General features: G+C 68.5%; 3 protein-coding genes. All 3 read left to right on the top strand.

Going from position 1 to position 16709, the window contains the following annotated elements; genetic code table 11:
* Positions 1-140 precede the first annotated feature (140 nt).
* Genes ABDV69_RS04065 through ABDV69_RS04055 form a run of 3 tightly spaced genes read left to right on the top strand, consistent with a single transcriptional unit; the run spans position 141 to position 16701 of the window.
* Positions 141-12557, top strand: a complete 12417-nt coding sequence (locus tag ABDV69_RS04065) for a type I polyketide synthase (RefSeq protein WP_343572046.1) — start codon at positions 141-143, stop codon at positions 12555-12557.
* A 3-nt stretch (positions 12558-12560) separates the two neighbouring features.
* Positions 12561-15176 (top strand): NAD-dependent epimerase/dehydratase family protein, encoded by a 2616-nt coding sequence (locus tag ABDV69_RS04060; protein ID WP_343572045.1) that lies wholly within the window; start codon positions 12561-12563, stop codon positions 15174-15176.
* Between the two features lie 19 nt (positions 15177-15195).
* Entirely contained in the window at positions 15196-16701 is a 1506-nt protein-coding gene (locus tag ABDV69_RS04055) for a carboxylesterase/lipase family protein (RefSeq protein WP_343572044.1), read from the top strand.
* Positions 16702-16709: the final 8 nt, after the last annotated feature.

Here is a 16709-nt window from a genome sequence, read left to right as displayed (position 1 = left end):
GGGCGAGTCGGCGCCCGCCAACGAGGTTCTCGGGCCGAACAGCAGACAAGCCGCCATCCGCGCGGCACGTGACGCTGCTCCTCATCCAGGGCCGCATTTCTTCATTGAGCGACGACCGACGCTAGGCGAGGGGTAACGAGATGGCTGACCAACTCCAGCATGCAACCGAGGCGTTGCGTAAAGCGCTGGTCCAGGTCGAGCGGCTGAAGATCAAGAACCGTGCGCTGCTGGAGCGCTCCGGTGAACCGATCGCCATCGTCGGGATGTCGTGCCGATTCCCCGGCGGCGTCGATTCGCCGGACAGCTTGTGGGATATGGTCGCGAACAAGCGTGACGTGATGTCGGAATTCCCCACCGACCGCGGCTGGGACCTCGCCGGACTCTTCGACGACGACCCCGACGCCCCGCACAAGTGCTACGCCCGCTCCGGCGGGTTCGTCGACGACGTCGCCGGATTTGACGCCGGGTTCTTCGGCGTGGCGCCCAGCGAGGCGCTGGCCACCGACCCGCAGCACCGCATGCTGCTGGAGTTGTCGTGGGAAGCGTTGGAGCGGGGCGGAATTGACCCGACCTCGCTGCGGGGCAGCGCCACCGGAGTCTTCGCCGGTATCATCGCCCAGGGCTACGGCATGCTCGCCGAAGAGATCGAGGGCTACCGGCTGACCGGGATGACCTCCAGCGTGGCCACCGGACGGGTGGCCTACGTCCTCGGGCTGGAAGGCCCGGCGGTGTCGGTGGACACCGCGTGCTCCTCGTCGTTGGTGGCCCTGCACATGGCGGTGCAGTCGCTGCGGTCCGGGGAGTGCGACCTCGCGTTGGCCGGCGGCGCGACCGTCAATGCCACCCCGACAGTGTTCGTCGAATTCAGCAGGCACCGCGGCTTGTCGCCAGACGGCCGGTGCAAGCCGTTCGCGGGATCGGCCGATGGCGTCGGCTGGTCCGAGGGCGGCGGAATGCTGGTCGTGGAGCGGCTTTCCGACGCGCAGCGGTTGGGCCACCGGGTGCTCGCGGTGGTGCGCGGCACCGCGGTCAACCAGGACGGCGCCTCCAACGGGTTGACGGCCCCCAACGGCCCGTCCCAGCAGCGGGTGGTACGCACCGCGCTGGCCAACGCCGGATTGAGCGCGGCCGAGGTGGACGTGGTCGAAGGCCACGGCACCGGAACGACTTTGGGCGATCCGATCGAAGCCCAGGCACTGCTGGCCACCTACGGCCAGGACCGCGCCGACACGCCGCTGTGGCTGGGGTCGATCAAGTCGAACATGGGTCACACTCAGGCCGCTGCCGGCGTGGCCGGTGTGATCAAGATGGTGCAGGCCATCCGCCACCAGGTACTGCCCACCACCTTGCACGTGGATGTGCCCAGCCCGCATGTGGATTGGACGGCGGGATCGGTGTCGCTGCTCACCGAGTCGCAGCCATGGGCTGCTCATGGTCGCGCCCGGCGCGCCGCGGTGTCGTCGTTCGGAATCAGCGGCACCAATGCCCACGTCATCATCGAGGAGTCCCCGGCGGTCGAGCCGGCCGAGAGCGCGGCCCCGCCACCGTCGGTGGTGCCGTGGGTGTTGTCGGCCAAGAGCGCGGCGGCGCTGTCGGCGCAGGCCCGGCGTCTCAGCGAATTCGTCGGCGCCCGTGAGGAATTGAACACGGCCGACGTGAGCTGGTCGCTGGCCGGGCGATCGACCTTCGAGCATCGGGCGGTGGTGCTGGGTGGCGACCGTGGCCAGTTGTTGGCCGGCCTGGGCGAACTGGCGCAGGGCCTGCCGGGCGCGTCGGTGATTACCGGCCAGGCCGCTCCCGCGGGTAAGACCGTCTTCGTGTTCCCTGGTCAGGGCTCGCAGTGGGTCGGCATGGGCATCGAGTTGCTGGACGCCGCACCGGCTTTCGCCGAGCAGATGAACGCCTGCGCCCAGGCATTCGCCGAGTTCGCGGACTGGTCGTTGATCGACGTGCTGCGTGGCGCACCCGGCGCCCCGGGCCTGGACCGCGTCGACGTGGTGCAGCCCGCACTGTTCGCGGTGATGGTCTCGCTGGCCGAACTGTGGCGCTCGATCGGCGTGTGTCCCGACGCCGTCATCGGCCACTCCCAGGGCGAGATCGCCGCGGCGTACGTCGCCGGCGCCCTGTCGTTGCGCGACGCCGCCCGCGTGGTGACGCTGCGCAGCAAACTGCTGCTGGCGCTGTCCGGCCGCGGCGGGATGGCGTCGCTGGCCTGTGGGCCCGACCGAGCACGAGAACTGTTGGCGCCCTACGGCGATCAAGTCAGCATCGCCGCGATCAACGGCCGGTCGGCCGTGGTCATCTCCGGTGCGGCAGCCGCGCTCGACGAGATCGTCGCGCTGTGCGCCGAACGTGACATGCGGGCCCGCCGCATCGACGTCGACTACGCATCGCACTCCGTCGCCGTCGACGAGATCCGCGACCAACTCGCCGAGGCGCTGGCCGACATCGAGCCGCAGTCGACGCGTACCGTCTTCTTCTCCACGGTCACCGGCGCCGTCCAGAACACCGCCGGCCTCGACGCCGACTACTGGTTCCGCAACATCCGGCAGACCGTCGAGTTCGCTTCTGCGGTGCGCGCCGCAGCACGGAGCGGCTACCGGACTTTCGTCGAATCCAGCCCGCACCCCGCGCTGATCGCCGGTGTGGAAGACACCGCGTCCGATGGCGGGGTCGACGCTGTCGTGGTGCCGACGCTCGGCCGCGAAGACGGTGGCCTGCAACGCTTCCTCAGTTCGGCCGCCCTGGCCTTCGTCTCGGGTGTGAAGATCGATTGGCGCGCCGCGGTGCCCGCGGGCGGCTTTGTCGAGTTGCCGACGTACGCCTTTGAGCGCAAGCGCTTTTGGCTCTCGGGGGATGGAGCCGCGGTGGACGCGGCCGGCCTGGGGCTCGGTGCCGGCGAGCACGCGCTGTTGGGTGCGGTGGTCGAACTGCCGGACTCCGGCGCAGTGGTGCTGACCGGCCGACTGTCGCCGGCCAGCCAAGGCTGGCTGTCCGATCACGCCGTCTCCGGCGTGGCCGTCTTCCCCGGCGCGGGCTTCGTCGAGTTGGCGATCCGTGCCGGCGACGAAGTCGGGTGCGCCAGAGTCGACGAACTCACCCTGCAGTCGCCACTGCTGCTGCCGGCGTCGGGTGCGGTGGCAGTGCAGGTGGTCGTCGGCGCCGCCGACGAATCCGGTCAGCGCAGCATGTCGGTGTTCTCCAGAGAGACTGCGGAGTCCACCTGGAACTGCCACGCGACCGGCATCCTGTCATCCACCCCGGTCGAGCCCCTCGCGGATCTGTCGGTGTGGCCGCCCGAGGGCGCGACCGCCGTCGACGTGACCGACGGCTATCAGCGGCTCGCGGAGCGCGGTTACCAGTACGGCCCGGCATTCCAGGGCTTGACCGCGTTGTGGCGACGCGGCGACGAGTTCTTCGCCGAGGTGACACTGCCGGAGGCGGCCGGCGGCGTGAGCGGATTCGGCGTCCATCCGGTGCTCCTCGACGCGGCGTTGCACGCGGCCGCGGTCAGCCAGCTCAGCGCCAGCGGCGCTGAGCTGGCTTTGCCGTTCTCCTGGCAGGGCGTGTCGCTGCACGCGGCGGGGGCGTCGTCGGTGCGGGCTCGGATTGCGCCGTCGGGTCCGTCGGCGGTCTCGGTGGAACTGGCCGACGGGCTGGGGCTGCCGGTGCTGACCGTGTCGTCGATGGTTGCCCGGCCGATCTCGCAGCAGCAGTTGCTGGCGGCGATGTCCGGCAGCGGTGGCGATCAGCTTTTCGAGCTGGCCTGGTCGCCGGCGTCGTCCTCCTCGCGCATTGAGATGCCGGCGTACGAGCTGTTCGAATCCACCGCTGCAGCAGGCGATCCCGTCACAGCGAGCTATCAGCGAGTCCACGAGGCATTGGCGAAGCTGCAATCGTGGCTGGCCGACCACGAGTCGGGCGTGCTGGTGGTGTCGACCCACGGCGCGGTCGGACTGGCCGGCCAGGACGTCACCGATCTCGCCGGCGCCGCGGTGTGGGGATTGGTGCGGTCGGCGCAGACCGAGCATCCCGGCCGCATCGTACTGGTGGATTCCGTTGGTCCGCTGAGTGATTCGACGGTCGCGCAAGTGCTGGCGGTCGGTGAGCCGCAGGTTCTGCTTCGCGGTGACACGGTCTACACTGCGCGGGTACGCGGCAGCAACGCTGTCGACGGCTTACTGGTACCGCCGGCCGACGGGCCGTGGCGGCTGGGCTTGTCGACCGCGGGCACCTTCGAGAACCTGCAACTGGAACCGGTGCCCAACGCCGGCGCGCCGCTGGAACCTGGCCAGGTACGCGTCGCGCTACGTTCCATCTCGACCAATTTCCGCGACATCATGATCACGCTGGGCATGTTCACCCACGACGCGCTGATCGGCGGCGAGGGGGCCGGCACTGTCGTCGAAATAGGGCCGGGGGTAACCGAATTCGCCGTAGGCGATGACGTGTACGGCTTCTTTCCGGACGGCAGCGGCACCGTGGTCGCCGGCGACACCCGGCTGCTGCTGCCGATGCCGTCGGATTGGTCGTACGCCGAAGCTGCGGCCATCTCCGCTGTTTTCACCACCGCCTACTACGCATTCGTCCACCTCGCCGACGTCAAGCCCGGCCAGCGTTTGCTGCTGCACGCCGGAACCGGCGGTGTGGGCATGGCCGCGGTGCAGTTGGCGCGGCACTTCGGGCTCGAAGTCTTCGCGACCGCCAGCCGCCCGAAGTGGAACACATTGCGGGCCATGGGCTTTGACGATGACCACATCGGTGACTCCCGGACGCTCGAGTTCGAAGAGAAATTCCGTGCCATCGTCGGTGACCGCGGCTTCGACATCGTGCTCGACTCGCTGGCCGGTGAATTCGTCGACGCCTCACTGCGTCTGGTCAAGCGCGGCGGAGTGTTCCTCGAAATGGGCAAGACCGACATCCGCGATCCAGGGAAGGTTGCCGAGGAATATCCCGGCGTGCGCTACCGCGCCTTCGACCTGTTTGAACCCGGCCGCAACCGGATGCACCAGTACATGCTGGAACTCGCCGAACTCTTCGACGCCGACGTGCTACGTCCGTTGCCGGTGACCACCTTCGACATTCGGCGCGCGCCGGCCGCACTGCGCTACCTCGGCCAGGCCCGGCACACCGGCAAGGTCGTGCTGACCATGCCGGACTCGTGGACATTGGGCACGGTGCTGATCACCGGCGGCACCGGCATGGTTGGAGCGGCGCTGGCCCGCCACTTGGTGGCCAATCACGGCGCGCGGCAGCTGGTGCTGCTCGGTCGCCGCGGTCCGGACGCGCCGGGTGCTGCGGAGTTGACGGAAGAACTGACGGCCGCCGGGGCCGAGGTGTCGGTGGTGGCGTGTGACGCCGCCGACCGTGCCGCCCTGGCCAAGGTGATCGCCGATATTCCGGTTCAGCATCCGCTGTCTGCGGTGATCCACGCCGCCGGTGTGCTCGACGACGCGGTGCTGACGTCGCTGACACCGGAGCGGGTGGATGCGGTGCTGCGGGCGAAAGTCGACGCCGCCTGGAATCTGCATGAGCTGAGCCAGGATTCAAACGTCTCGGCGTTCGTGATGTTCTCGTCGATGGCCGGCCTGGTCGGGTCGTCGGGGCAGGCCAACTACGCGGCCGCCAACAGCTTCCTGGACGGTCTGGCTGCCCACCGCCGGGCGCACGGCCTGCCGGCGATCTCGCTGGGCTGGGGTCTGTGGGAGCAGGCCAGCGACATGACCGGGGGACTCGACGACGCGGGCCGGGCCCGGTTGGCGCGCACCGGTGTCAAGCCGCTGTCGTCAGCCGCCGCGCTTGCGCTCTTCGACACCGCGATGGTCGTCGACGAGCCCTTCCTGCTGCCCGCACACATCGATGCGGCCGCACTGCGGGCCAACGCCGCCGTGGTGCCCCCGATGTTCCTCGACCTGGTCAATGCGCCTACCCGTCGGCGGGTGGACGACTCGCTGGCCGCCAGCAAGTCCAAGTCTGCTCTGGCGCAACGCCTCTACGGCTTGTCTGAAGACGAGCAGCACGCGGTGCTGCTGGACCTGGTGCGCTCGCACATCGCCACCGTGCTGGGCACCACCACGCCGGAAGCCGTCGACCCGGACAAGGCTTTCCAGGAGCTGGGCTTCGACTCGCTGACCGCCGTCGAGATGCGCAACCGGCTCAAAGCCGCCACCGGGCTGGCGCTTTCGCCGACGCTGATCTTCGACTACCCGACCCCGAGCCGGCTGGCGTCGTACTTTCGCACTGAGCTCGCCGGCGTGCCTCAGGAAGTCAAGAGCGTGTCCGCCGTGCGCATCACCGGTGACGATCAGATCGCGATCATCGGCATGGCCTGCCGCTACCCCGGCGGGGTCAACTCGCCGGAAGACCTGTGGGACATGGTCATCCAAGGCCGTGACGTCATCACCGACTTCCCGCGCGATCGCGGCTGGGACCTGGCCAACCTGTACAACCCCGACCCCGACGTGGCCGGCGCCTGCTACACCCGCACCGGCGGCTTCGTCGAGGACGTCGGCGACTTCGACCCGGCCTTCTTCGGCATCGGACCGTCCGAAGCTTTGGCGATGGATCCCCAGCAGCGGATGTTCCTGGAGCTGACCTGGGAAGCATTGGAGCGGGCCGGAATTGACCCGACCACGCTGCGCGGCAGCGCAACCGGTGTGTTCGCCGGCCTGATGACCCAGGGCTACGGGATGTTCTCGGCCAAGCCGGTGGAAGGCTTCCGGCTGACCGGTCAGCTGTCCAGCGTTGCGTCCGGCCGGGTGTCCTATGTGCTCGGCCTGGAAGGCCCGGCGGTGTCGGTGGACACCGCGTGCTCGACGTCGCTGGTGACCCTGCACATGGCCGCACAGTCGCTGCGGTCTGGGGAGTCTGACCTCGCCCTGGCCGGCGGTGTGACGATCAACGCCACACCCGACATCTTCATCGAATTCAGCCGCTGGCGTGGACTTTCCACCGACGGCCGCTGCAAGGCGTTCGCCGGGGCCGCCGACGGCACCGGATTCTCCGAGGGCGGCGGCATGCTGGTGCTGGAGCGGCTATCCGATGCGCAGCGGCTGGGGCACCCGGTATTGGCGGTCATCAAGAGTTCTGCGATCAACCAGGACGGCGCCTCCAACGGTTTGACCGCACCCAACGGCCCCTCGCAGCAACGCGTGGTCCGATCGGCGCTGGCCAGCGCAGGTTTGAGTCCCGCCGACGTGGACGTCGTCGAAGGCCACGGCACCGGCACCACATTGGGCGATCCGATCGAAGCCCAAGCGATTCTGGCGACCTACGGGCAGGATCGGCACAAGCCACTGTGGTTGGGATCGATCAAGTCGAACATGGGTCACACCCAGGCCGCCGCGGGTGTCGCCGGGGTGATGAAGATGATCCTGGCGATGCGCCACGAGGTGCTGCCGGCGACCTTGCACGTTGATGCGCCCAGTCCGTATGTGGACTGGGCGATGGGCTCGGTGCAACTGCTGTCCGATCAGCAGCCCTGGCCGGCCGGCGGTCGGCCGCGCCGGGCGGGCGTGTCGTCCTTCGGCATCAGCGGCACCAATGCGCACGTGATCATCGAGTCGGCACCCCCGCTCGAGCCGACCGCTGAGGCGACGCCGATCTCGCCGTCGGCGGTTATTCCGTGGGCGGTGTCGGCCAAGTCGACCGCGGCGCTGGAGTCGCAGGCCTCGCGACTGGCCGGATTCATCAGTCCCCGAATCGAATTGGGAGCTGCCGACGTGGGCTGGTCGCTGGCGGGTCGCACAACGTTCGAGCATCGTGCGGTGGTGCTCGGCGACGGCCGCGACCCACTGCTGACCGGTCTGGCTGACCTGGCCGATGGTCGGCCGAGTGCGTCGGTGATCACCGGCACCGCGCTGCCCGGCAAGACTGTCTTTGTGTTTCCCGGCCAGGGTTCGCAATGGCTCGGTATGGGCATGGGGCTGCATGCCACCTATCCGGTCTTCGCCGAAGCGTTCAACACCGTGGTCGGTGAGCTGGACCGCCACCTGCTGCGCCCGCTGCGCGAAGTCATCTGGGGTCACGACGAAGCCCTGCTGAACACAACCGAATTCGCTCAGCCGGCGCTGTTCGCCGTCGAGGTTGCGCTCTACCGGTTGCTGCAGTCCTGGGGGGTGCGTCCCGACTTCGTGATGGGCCACTCGGTCGGTGAGCTCACCGCGGCGCACGTCGCCGGCGCACTGTCGTTGGAGAACGCCGCGCTGCTGGTGGTCGCGCGCGGCCGGTTCATGCAGGCGCTGCCGGCCGGCGGCGCGATGGTCGCTGTGCAGGCGACCGAGGATGAGGTGCGCCCGCTGCTGACCGAGAACGTCGGCATCGCCGCGGTGAACGGACCGTCGTCGCTGGTGGTGTCCGGCGACGAGGCTGCGGTGCATGCCATTGCCGAGCAATTGCGCGCACAGGGCCGTCGGGTCCACCGACTCGCGGTCTCGCACGCGTTCCACTCACCGCTGATGGAGCCGATGATCAGCGAATTCAATTCAGCGGCAAGGGAACTCGCAGTGAACCCGATCACTATCCCGGTGATCTCCAACGTGACCGGTGAACTGGCCGGCGATCATTTCGCGACGGCCGACTACTGGACGCAGCACATCCGCGCGGCGGTCCGGTTCGCCGACAGCGTTCGCTGCGCGAATGCGGCCGGTGCCGGCCACTTCATCGAGGTGGGCCCCGGTGGGGGCCTCACCTCGTCGATCGAGGAATCGCTCGTCGATGCCGAGGTGGCGTCGGTTCCGTTGCTACGCAACGACCGTCCCGAACCGAACAGCCTGATGACCGGGCTGGCGCAGGCGTTCGTGTCGGGTGTCGGCGTCGATTGGCGGGCCACGCTGCCCGGTGGCGGTTTCGTCGAACTGCCGACGTACGCGTTCGAGCGACGCCGCTTTTGGCTGTCCGCCGACGATGCCGCGGTCGACGCCGAAGGCCTCGGACTGGTGCCCAGCGAGCACGCGCTGCTCGGCGCGGTGGTGGACCTGCCGACCTCCGGCGGGGTGGTGCTCACCGGCCGGCTGTCGGCGCAGTCGCAGGGCTGGCTCAATGATCACGCCGTCGGCGGTGTGGTGATCTTCCCGGGGGCCGGCTTCGTCGAGATGGCGATCCGCGCCGGCGACGAGGTCGGTTGCTCGGTGGTCGACGAGCTGATGCTGGCGGCGCCGCTGGTGATCCCGGCGACCGGTTCGGTGGCTGTGCAAGTCGTGGTCGGCGCTGCCGACGAATCGGGTAGCCGTGCGGTGTCGGTGCTTTCCCGCGGCGACGTCCATTCGGGCTGGACGCTGCACGCCGAGGGCGTCGTCCGACCCGGCGCCGCGGAGTCCGGTGCCGACATGGTCGCGTGGCCACCGCCGGGCGCGATACCGGTCGACATCGACCGGCTCTACGACCGGCTGGCCGCACGCGGCTACGGATACGGCCCGGCGTTCCAAGGGCTGAACGCGATGTGGCGACGCGGCGACGAGATATTCGCCGACGTGTCGCTGCCCGGCGACGCCGGAGTGTCGCCGGACGGATTCGGCGTGCACCCTGCCCTTCTCGATGCCGCACTGCACGCGGTGATCGTCGTGACTGAGCCCGACCGCGACGGCAAAGACGGCGTCCTGGTGCCGTTCTCGTGGCAGGGTGTTGCGCTGCATGCGGCGGGCGCGTCCTCGGTTCGGGCGCGGATCGCACCGTCGGGCCCGTCGTCGGTGACCGTCGAATTGGCCGACGCGCTGGGACTCCCGGTGCTTTCGGTCGCATCGATGGTGGCGCGTCCGGTGTCGCGGCAACAGTTGATGGCCGCTGTCTCGGGCTCGGGTCCCGACCGGATCTTCGAAGTGGTCTGGGCGCCCGCCGCATCCGGATCGCACACCGACACACCGTCCTACGAGGTGTTCGAATCGCAGCCCGCCGACGACGATGCACTGGGCTCGACCTACCGGCGCACCCACGCGGCGCTGGCTGCGCTGCAGGCATGGCTCGGCGAACACGATTCCGGAACGCTGGTGGTGTCGACGCGCGGCGCGATCGGGAGGCCGGGGGAGGACGTCACCGATCTGGCCGGTGCCGCCGTGTGGGGTCTGGTGCGTTCCGCGCAGACGGAGCATCCGGGTCGGTTCGTGCTGGTGGATTCCGATGCGCCACTCAGTGATACGACGATCGCCGCGATTCTCGCGGCCGGTGAGCCGCAGCTGCTGGTGCGGAACGACACCGTCCTCACCGGTCGGGTGCATGGCAGTCGAGCGGTGGACGCGCTGTTGGTGCTGCCAAGTGGCGGGGCCTGGCGGCTGGGCATGTCCAGCAAGGGCACCTTCGAAAACCTGGTGCTCGAACCGATTCCGGATGCTGACGCGCCGCTGGAGTCGCGCCAGGTACGGGTTGCGGTGCGCACCATGCCGGCCAACTTCCGCGACGTCATGATCGCGCTCGGTCTATATCCCGACGAGAACGCCGTGATGGGCGTCGAAGCGTCCGGTGTCGTGATCGAAACAGCCCGGGATGTCAGCCGTTTCGCGGTCGGCGATAGGGTGACCGGGCTGTTCCCCGAGGGCACCGGTTCGGTGGCGATCACCGATGCGCGCCTGCTGATGGACATGCCGTCGGGCTGGTCGTACACCGAGGCGGCGACCGTGCCGGTGGTCTTCGCTACCGCCTACTACGCGCTGACTACGCTGGCCGACGTCAAGGCGGGCCAGCGCATCCTGATTCACGCCGCCGCGGGCGGGGTCGGGATGGCGGCGGTGCAGTTGGCGCGGCATTTTGGACTGGAGGTGTTCGCCACCGCCAGCCAGGGCAAGTGGGACACGTTGCGGGCGATGGGCTTTGACGACACCCACATCGGCGATTCGCGCTCGGTGCAGTTCGAGGAGAAATTCCACGCAGCGACCGGTGGCCGCGGAGTGGACGTGGTGCTGGACTCGCTGGCCGGCGAATTCGTCGACGCCTCGCTGCGCCTTCTCGCGCCCGGCGGGTTTTTCCTCGAGATGGGCAAGACCGACATCCGAGATGCCGGCGAGGTCGCCGCACGGCACAGCGGCGTGCGCTACCGCGCCTTCGACCTCTTCGAGGCGGGGGCGGATCACATCGAGCGAATGCTGTCCGACCTGACAATGCTGTTCGAGGACGCTACGCTGCGGCCGCTGCCGGTCACGACTTTCGACGTGCGGCGGGCGCCTGCGGCGCTGCGCTACCTGAGCCAGGCTCGGCACATCGGCAAGGTGGTGCTGACTGTGCCGACCGAGCCAGGGGGTGTCCTGGCGCCGGGCACGGTGGTGATCACCGGCGGCACCGGCATGGCCGGTTCGGCGCTGGCGCGGCACGTCGTCGCCAACCACGGGGTGCGCAACCTCCTGCTGATCGGCCGACGCGGCCCGGATGCGCCCGGCGCCGCTGAATTGGCCGCGGAACTGTCTGCCGGCGGCGCCGAAGTGTCGATCGTCGCCTGCGATGCGGCCGACCGCGCGGCGCTGGCCAAGGTGCTGGAAGACATCCCGGTCCAGCACCCGTTGTCGGCGGTGATCCACGCCGCCGGTGTTCTCGACGACGCAGTCGTGACGTCACTGACCCCCGAACGGGTAGACGCGGTGCTGCGCTCCAAGGTTGACATTGCGTGGAATCTGCATGAGCTGACCAAGGATTCGAAGCTGGCGACCTTCGTCATGTTCTCGTCGATGGCCGGCCTGGTGGGATCGTCGGGGCAGGCCAACTACGCCGCCGCCAACAGCTTCCTGGACGGCTTGGCGGTGTACCGGCGGACCCGTGGCCTGCCGGCGATCTCGTTGGGCTGGGGTCTGTGGGACCAGACCAGCAGCATGACCGGCGAACTCGGGGCGGTGGACTTCGCCCGGTTCGCCCGCGATGGCATCGTGGCAATGACCTCGACGCAGGCACTGCAACTGCTCGACACCGCGATGGTGATCGATGAGCCTGTCCTGCTGCCCGCCCACATCGACACCGCCGCCCTGCGGAAGAAGTTCGACGGTGGCACCCTGCCGCCAATGTTCGTCGACCTGATCAACGCGCCGGCCCGTCGCCAGGTCGACGACTCGTTGGCGGCCGCCAAGTCGAGGTCCGTTCTGCTGCAACGCCTGGACGGTCTGCCGGCGGACGAGCAGCAGGCGGTGCTGCTTGACCTGGTGCGTTCGCACATCGCGACGGTGCTGGGCACCAGCACCCCGGAGGCCGTCGACCCGGACAAGGCGTTCCAGGAGTTGGGCTTCGACTCGCTGACCGCCGTCGAAATGCGTAACCGGCTCAAAGCCGCCACCGGCCTGCCGCTTTCGCCGACGCTGATCTTTGACTACCCGAACTCCGCGGCCCTGGCCGGCTATTTCTATCAGGAGTTGGTTGGCGTCTCGGTCGAAGTGGCACCCAAAGCGGCTCCCGGGGAAGCGGAGATTCAGCGCGTGGTGGCTTCCATCCCGGTCAAGCGACTGCGGCAGGCCGGGGTGCTGGACCTGTTGTTGGGCCTGGCCAACGAGGCCGACGGCGCCGACACCGAGCAGAAGAAGGAAAAAGACCTCGCAGCAATGGATCTCGACGACCTGGTCAATGCTGCATTCCTCGACGAAGACGACTAGCCGATGAGGGTTGGCATCACCGGGGTCAGCGGAGTAGTCGGCCGGGGCGTGGCCCTGCGACTGCTCAGCGCAGGCCACGACGTCGTCGGTCTGGCCCGGCGGCGGCCCGAAAGCTGGCCGAGCGGTGCGGCCTTCGTGCCGGGCGACATTCGCGATGCCGCCACCGTGCGGCGCGCGGTGGCCGGCGCGCAGGTCGTCGTGCATTGTGCCTGGGCGACCAACCCCGCCGCCGTTCGCCCCGCGGACCGCGAGGTCAACGTCGGTGGCACCCGCAACGTGCTCGACGCGATGGCTCGTAGCGGTATCCGCCGCATCGTCTTTGCGTCGTCGGCTCTGGTCTACGGCCCCGGGCACTTCAGGTCGGAAGCCGACCCGCTGCAGCCGGTGTCGGCCTATGGGCTGGATAAGGCCAGGGCCGAAGAAATGGTTGCGGCAAGCGGCGCCGAGTGGGTGACGATCCGCAGTGCGGCGATCCTCGGTCGCGGCGTCGACAACTGGGTGCGGCTGGCTCTGGCGGGTGCCTTCCTGCCGGATACCCCGGATCGGACGCTGCAAGCAGTGCACTCCGACGATGCGCACCGGGTTTTCATCCGCGCGACGCTCGATCCGGGCATCGGCAGCGGAGCGGTGAACCTTGCCGCACCCGGTGAGCTCACCGTCGATGCGATTGCCCAGTCGCTCGGGCGACCAAAGGTGTCGCGGCTGTTCCGGAGGCTCGGCCCCGCCGCCGAACTCGATCTGCTACTCAGCGCGCCATCGCTGGATATCGCTGTGCTGCAGAACAAATGGAATTACACCCCGGCCTGGACCGGACGCGAATGCCTGGACGACGTCGCCTTGGCGGTACGCGGCCGCGTGAGCGTCGGCCAGCGGTTGACATCGCTGCCGTGGCGGCTGACCCACGTGCAGGACATCCCGGCGGTCGACATCCCGACCGCCGACGGAAAGACGACCGTGATGGCCGGCCCGGACGGCGCCAACGGCGAGTTCGACACCCCGATCGATCCCAGATTCCCGACGTATCTGGCGACCAACTTGTCCGAGGCACTGCCGGGGCCGTTCTCGCCGTCGTCGGCGTCGGTGACGGTCAAAGGACTGCGCGCCGGCGGTGCGGTGATCGCCCAACGTCTGCGGCCCGGCGGACTGATCCAGCGCGAGATGGCCACTCGCACCGTCGGAGTGTTCGCCCACCGCCTCTACGGAGCCATCACCACCGCGCACTACATGGCCGAGGTGGTGCCATTCGTCAAGTCGGGGACGGTTGTCCGGCAGAGCCAGTACTTCGGCCCGAGTGTGGCGTCCATGCCGATACACGGTGACCAGCAGTTGCCGCGCGAGGCACGCAGCGCCGCAGGGCCATTGCGCACTATTCGCAACCTGGGCGTGTTCGGGGTCAACCTGGCCGGCCTGGTCGTCGGCGCGGGTCCCGACACCCGCGACTTCGTCGCCGACGTCGACCGGCTGGAAGAGCTCGCGGGCGGCGATCTTTCGCAGCTCACCGAGCCGCGATTCCAGAGCCTGATCCTGCTTGCGCGCGACCACGTCGTTGCCGGCTGGGTACTGTCGATGGGCTCCTTCTTGTCGTTCGCCGCGCTCAGCACGATCCTGCGCGGTTTGAACGGACGCGACATTGTCCTGCCGGTCGGCCAGGAACTGGCCAGTGCCGGACCGCTGAAAATGGTGTATCGACTGGCGGATGCGGCCAGACGCGATCCCAACGTGAGCCGCATTCTGGCCGGCCCCGGTGACCATCTCGCCGACCTGGCTGTCCAGGCCCCGGAGTTTCACCAGAACGTGTTAACCGAATTGGAATTGTTCGGACACCGGGGTCCGGCGGAGCTGGAGATGAGATCGTCCAGTTATGCCGACGACCCGGAGCTGCTGCTCCGCATGGTTTCGAAATCCGTTGATGCGCAGGCCCGTCCGGAGAAAGACCGTCGGGTGATCCCGCTGCGTTCCCGACCGGTGGCTTTCCTTGCCGCTCAGCAGGTTCGCGTTCGCGAAGTGCGTCGCGATCGTATGGTGCGCGCGGTCTGGTTGTTGCGCAAGCTACTTCGTGAGCTCGGACGCAGGCTCACGAGTGCGGGTGTGCTCGATACCGTTGACGACGTGTTCTACCTGCTCGTCGACGAACTCGACGCGTTGCCCGTCGACCCCGCGGCGGTGGTCGCACGCCGTCGCGCCGAGCAGTGCAGGCTCGCGGGCGTGACCCCGCCGGCGATCTTCAGCGGCGGTTGGCGGCCGGCAACCGTAGCGGCATCCGTGCTGTCCGCCGGCCAAACGCTGACCGGCGCCGGCGTCAGCGGCGGGCGGGTCCGCGGGCGGGTGCGGATCGTCCGGCCGGACACCATCGACGACTTGGAAGCCGGTGAGATACTCGTCGCGGAGGTCACCGACGTCGGCTACACGGCCGCGTTCTCCTACGCGGGCGCCGTGGTCACCGAACTGGGCGGACCCATGTCGCACGCCGCCGTGGTGGCCCGTGAATTCGGTATCCCGTGCGTGGTCGATGTGCACGACGCGACGCGACGCCTTCGGCCCGGAGCACTCATCGAGGTCGACGGCACGGCCGGGACCATCGACGTCATCGAACCGGACCTGCCGAGCGACATCACCTGACGTTCGCTACCGTCGGGTGATGCACGAACACACTGTCCGCGTGAGTACTACCGCGGGCACCGTCGAAGGTTTCACCCGCGACGGTGTTCACCGTTGGCGATCAATCCCCTACGCCCGTCCGCCGGTGGGTGCACTGCGATTTCGGGCCCCTGAGCCGGCCCAGCCCTGGCGCGGTGTGCGTTATTGCCACGGCTTCACCAAATGCGCACCGCAAGAGCATCGCTACACGGTTCTCGGTGTCGGTAAATTTCAGCCGATGGGGGAGGACTGCCTCACCCTCAACGTCGTCGCTCCGGAGCTGGCGTCGGACGAGCCGCTACCCGTCATGGTCTTCATTCACGGCGGCGGATACATCCTGGGCAGCTCGGCCACGCCGATCTACGACGGGGTGGCGCTGGCCAAGCGCGGCTGTATCTACGTCTCGGTCAACTATCGGCTCGGCGCGCTGGGTTGCCTGGATTTGTCGTCGCTGTCGACGGCGGATGTCACCATAGAAAGCAACCTGTTTCTGCGCGACCTGCTCCTGGCGCTGCGCTGGGTCCAGGACAACATCGCGGCATTCGGCGGCGATCGGAACAACGTGACGGTGTTCGGCGAGAGCGCCGGTGCCCATGCGGTTGCTGCGCTGTTGGCCGCACCCGACGCCGAAGGCCTGTTCGCTCAAGCGATTTCGGAAAGTCCAGCCAGTGGCATGACGCGCTCAACCGACGTCGCCGCGGAGTTCGCCGTGCGGTTCGCCGCGATACTCGGCGGCCCCGTGGATCACGTGACTGACGCGCTGATGAAGGCGACACCCGCAGAACTGGTGGCCGCGCAGAATCGTCTGATCAAGGACGGTGTGCGAGACATGTTGGGCGCGTTTCCCATTGGACCCGTCTTCGGCGACGACGTGCTGCCCCTGGAACCGGTCGACGCGATGCGGCAGGGCAAGGCGCACCGGGTGCCGCTCATCGTGGGCACCAACGCAGACGAAGGCCGATTGTTCACGCGCTTCCTGCAGCTGTTGCCGACGAACGAGCCGATGATCGAAGTACTGCTGGCCGACGTTGAACCGGCCGAGCGGGCACGCATCACCGATGCCTACCCCGATTACCCCGAGCGATCGGCCTGCATTCGGTTGGGTGGCGATTTCGCTTTCGGCTCGGCGGCGTGGGGGATGGCCGAAGCGCACGGCAGGTATGCGCCCACCTACATGTACCGGTACGACTACGCACCCCGCGCGCTGCGCTGGTCCGGTCTGGGGGCCACGCACGCCACCGAGTTGCTCGCGGTCTTCGGCTTTTACCGGACCAAGCTCGGGGCGTTGCTGACCGCGCCCGTCGATCGACGCTCCGCGATGCGGGTGACCCGCGAAGTACAAAGGCGCTGGCGGTCATTCAGTCGCACCGGCAACCCGGGCGACGACTGGCCGGCCTACCCGGCCACCGACCGCGCAGTGATGGTGTTCGACCGCAAGTCCCATCTCGAGTTCGATCCGCATCCCGAACGTCGCAGGGCGTGGGAAGGCTTTTCGCTGGCGCGATGACGATCGAT

Source organism: Mycobacterium sp. (assembly GCF_039583785.1).
GTDB lineage: Bacteria > Actinomycetota > Actinomycetes > Mycobacteriales > Mycobacteriaceae > Mycobacterium.
Note: the sequence above shows the minus strand (reverse complement) of the source record. Positions and strands in the feature narration are given on the sequence as shown.

Excerpts from the sequence above, each read along its gene's own strand:
- ABDV69_RS04065 (WP_343572046.1), top strand. The coding sequence starts at position 141 with ATGGCTGACCAACTCCAGCATGCAACCGAGGCGTTGCGTAAAGCGCTG.
- ABDV69_RS04060 (WP_343572045.1), top strand. The coding sequence starts at position 12,561 with ATGAGGGTTGGCATCACCGGGGTCAGCGGAGTAGTCGGCCGGGGCGTG.
- ABDV69_RS04055 (WP_343572044.1), top strand. The coding sequence starts at position 15,196 with ATGCACGAACACACTGTCCGCGTGAGTACTACCGCGGGCACCGTCGAA.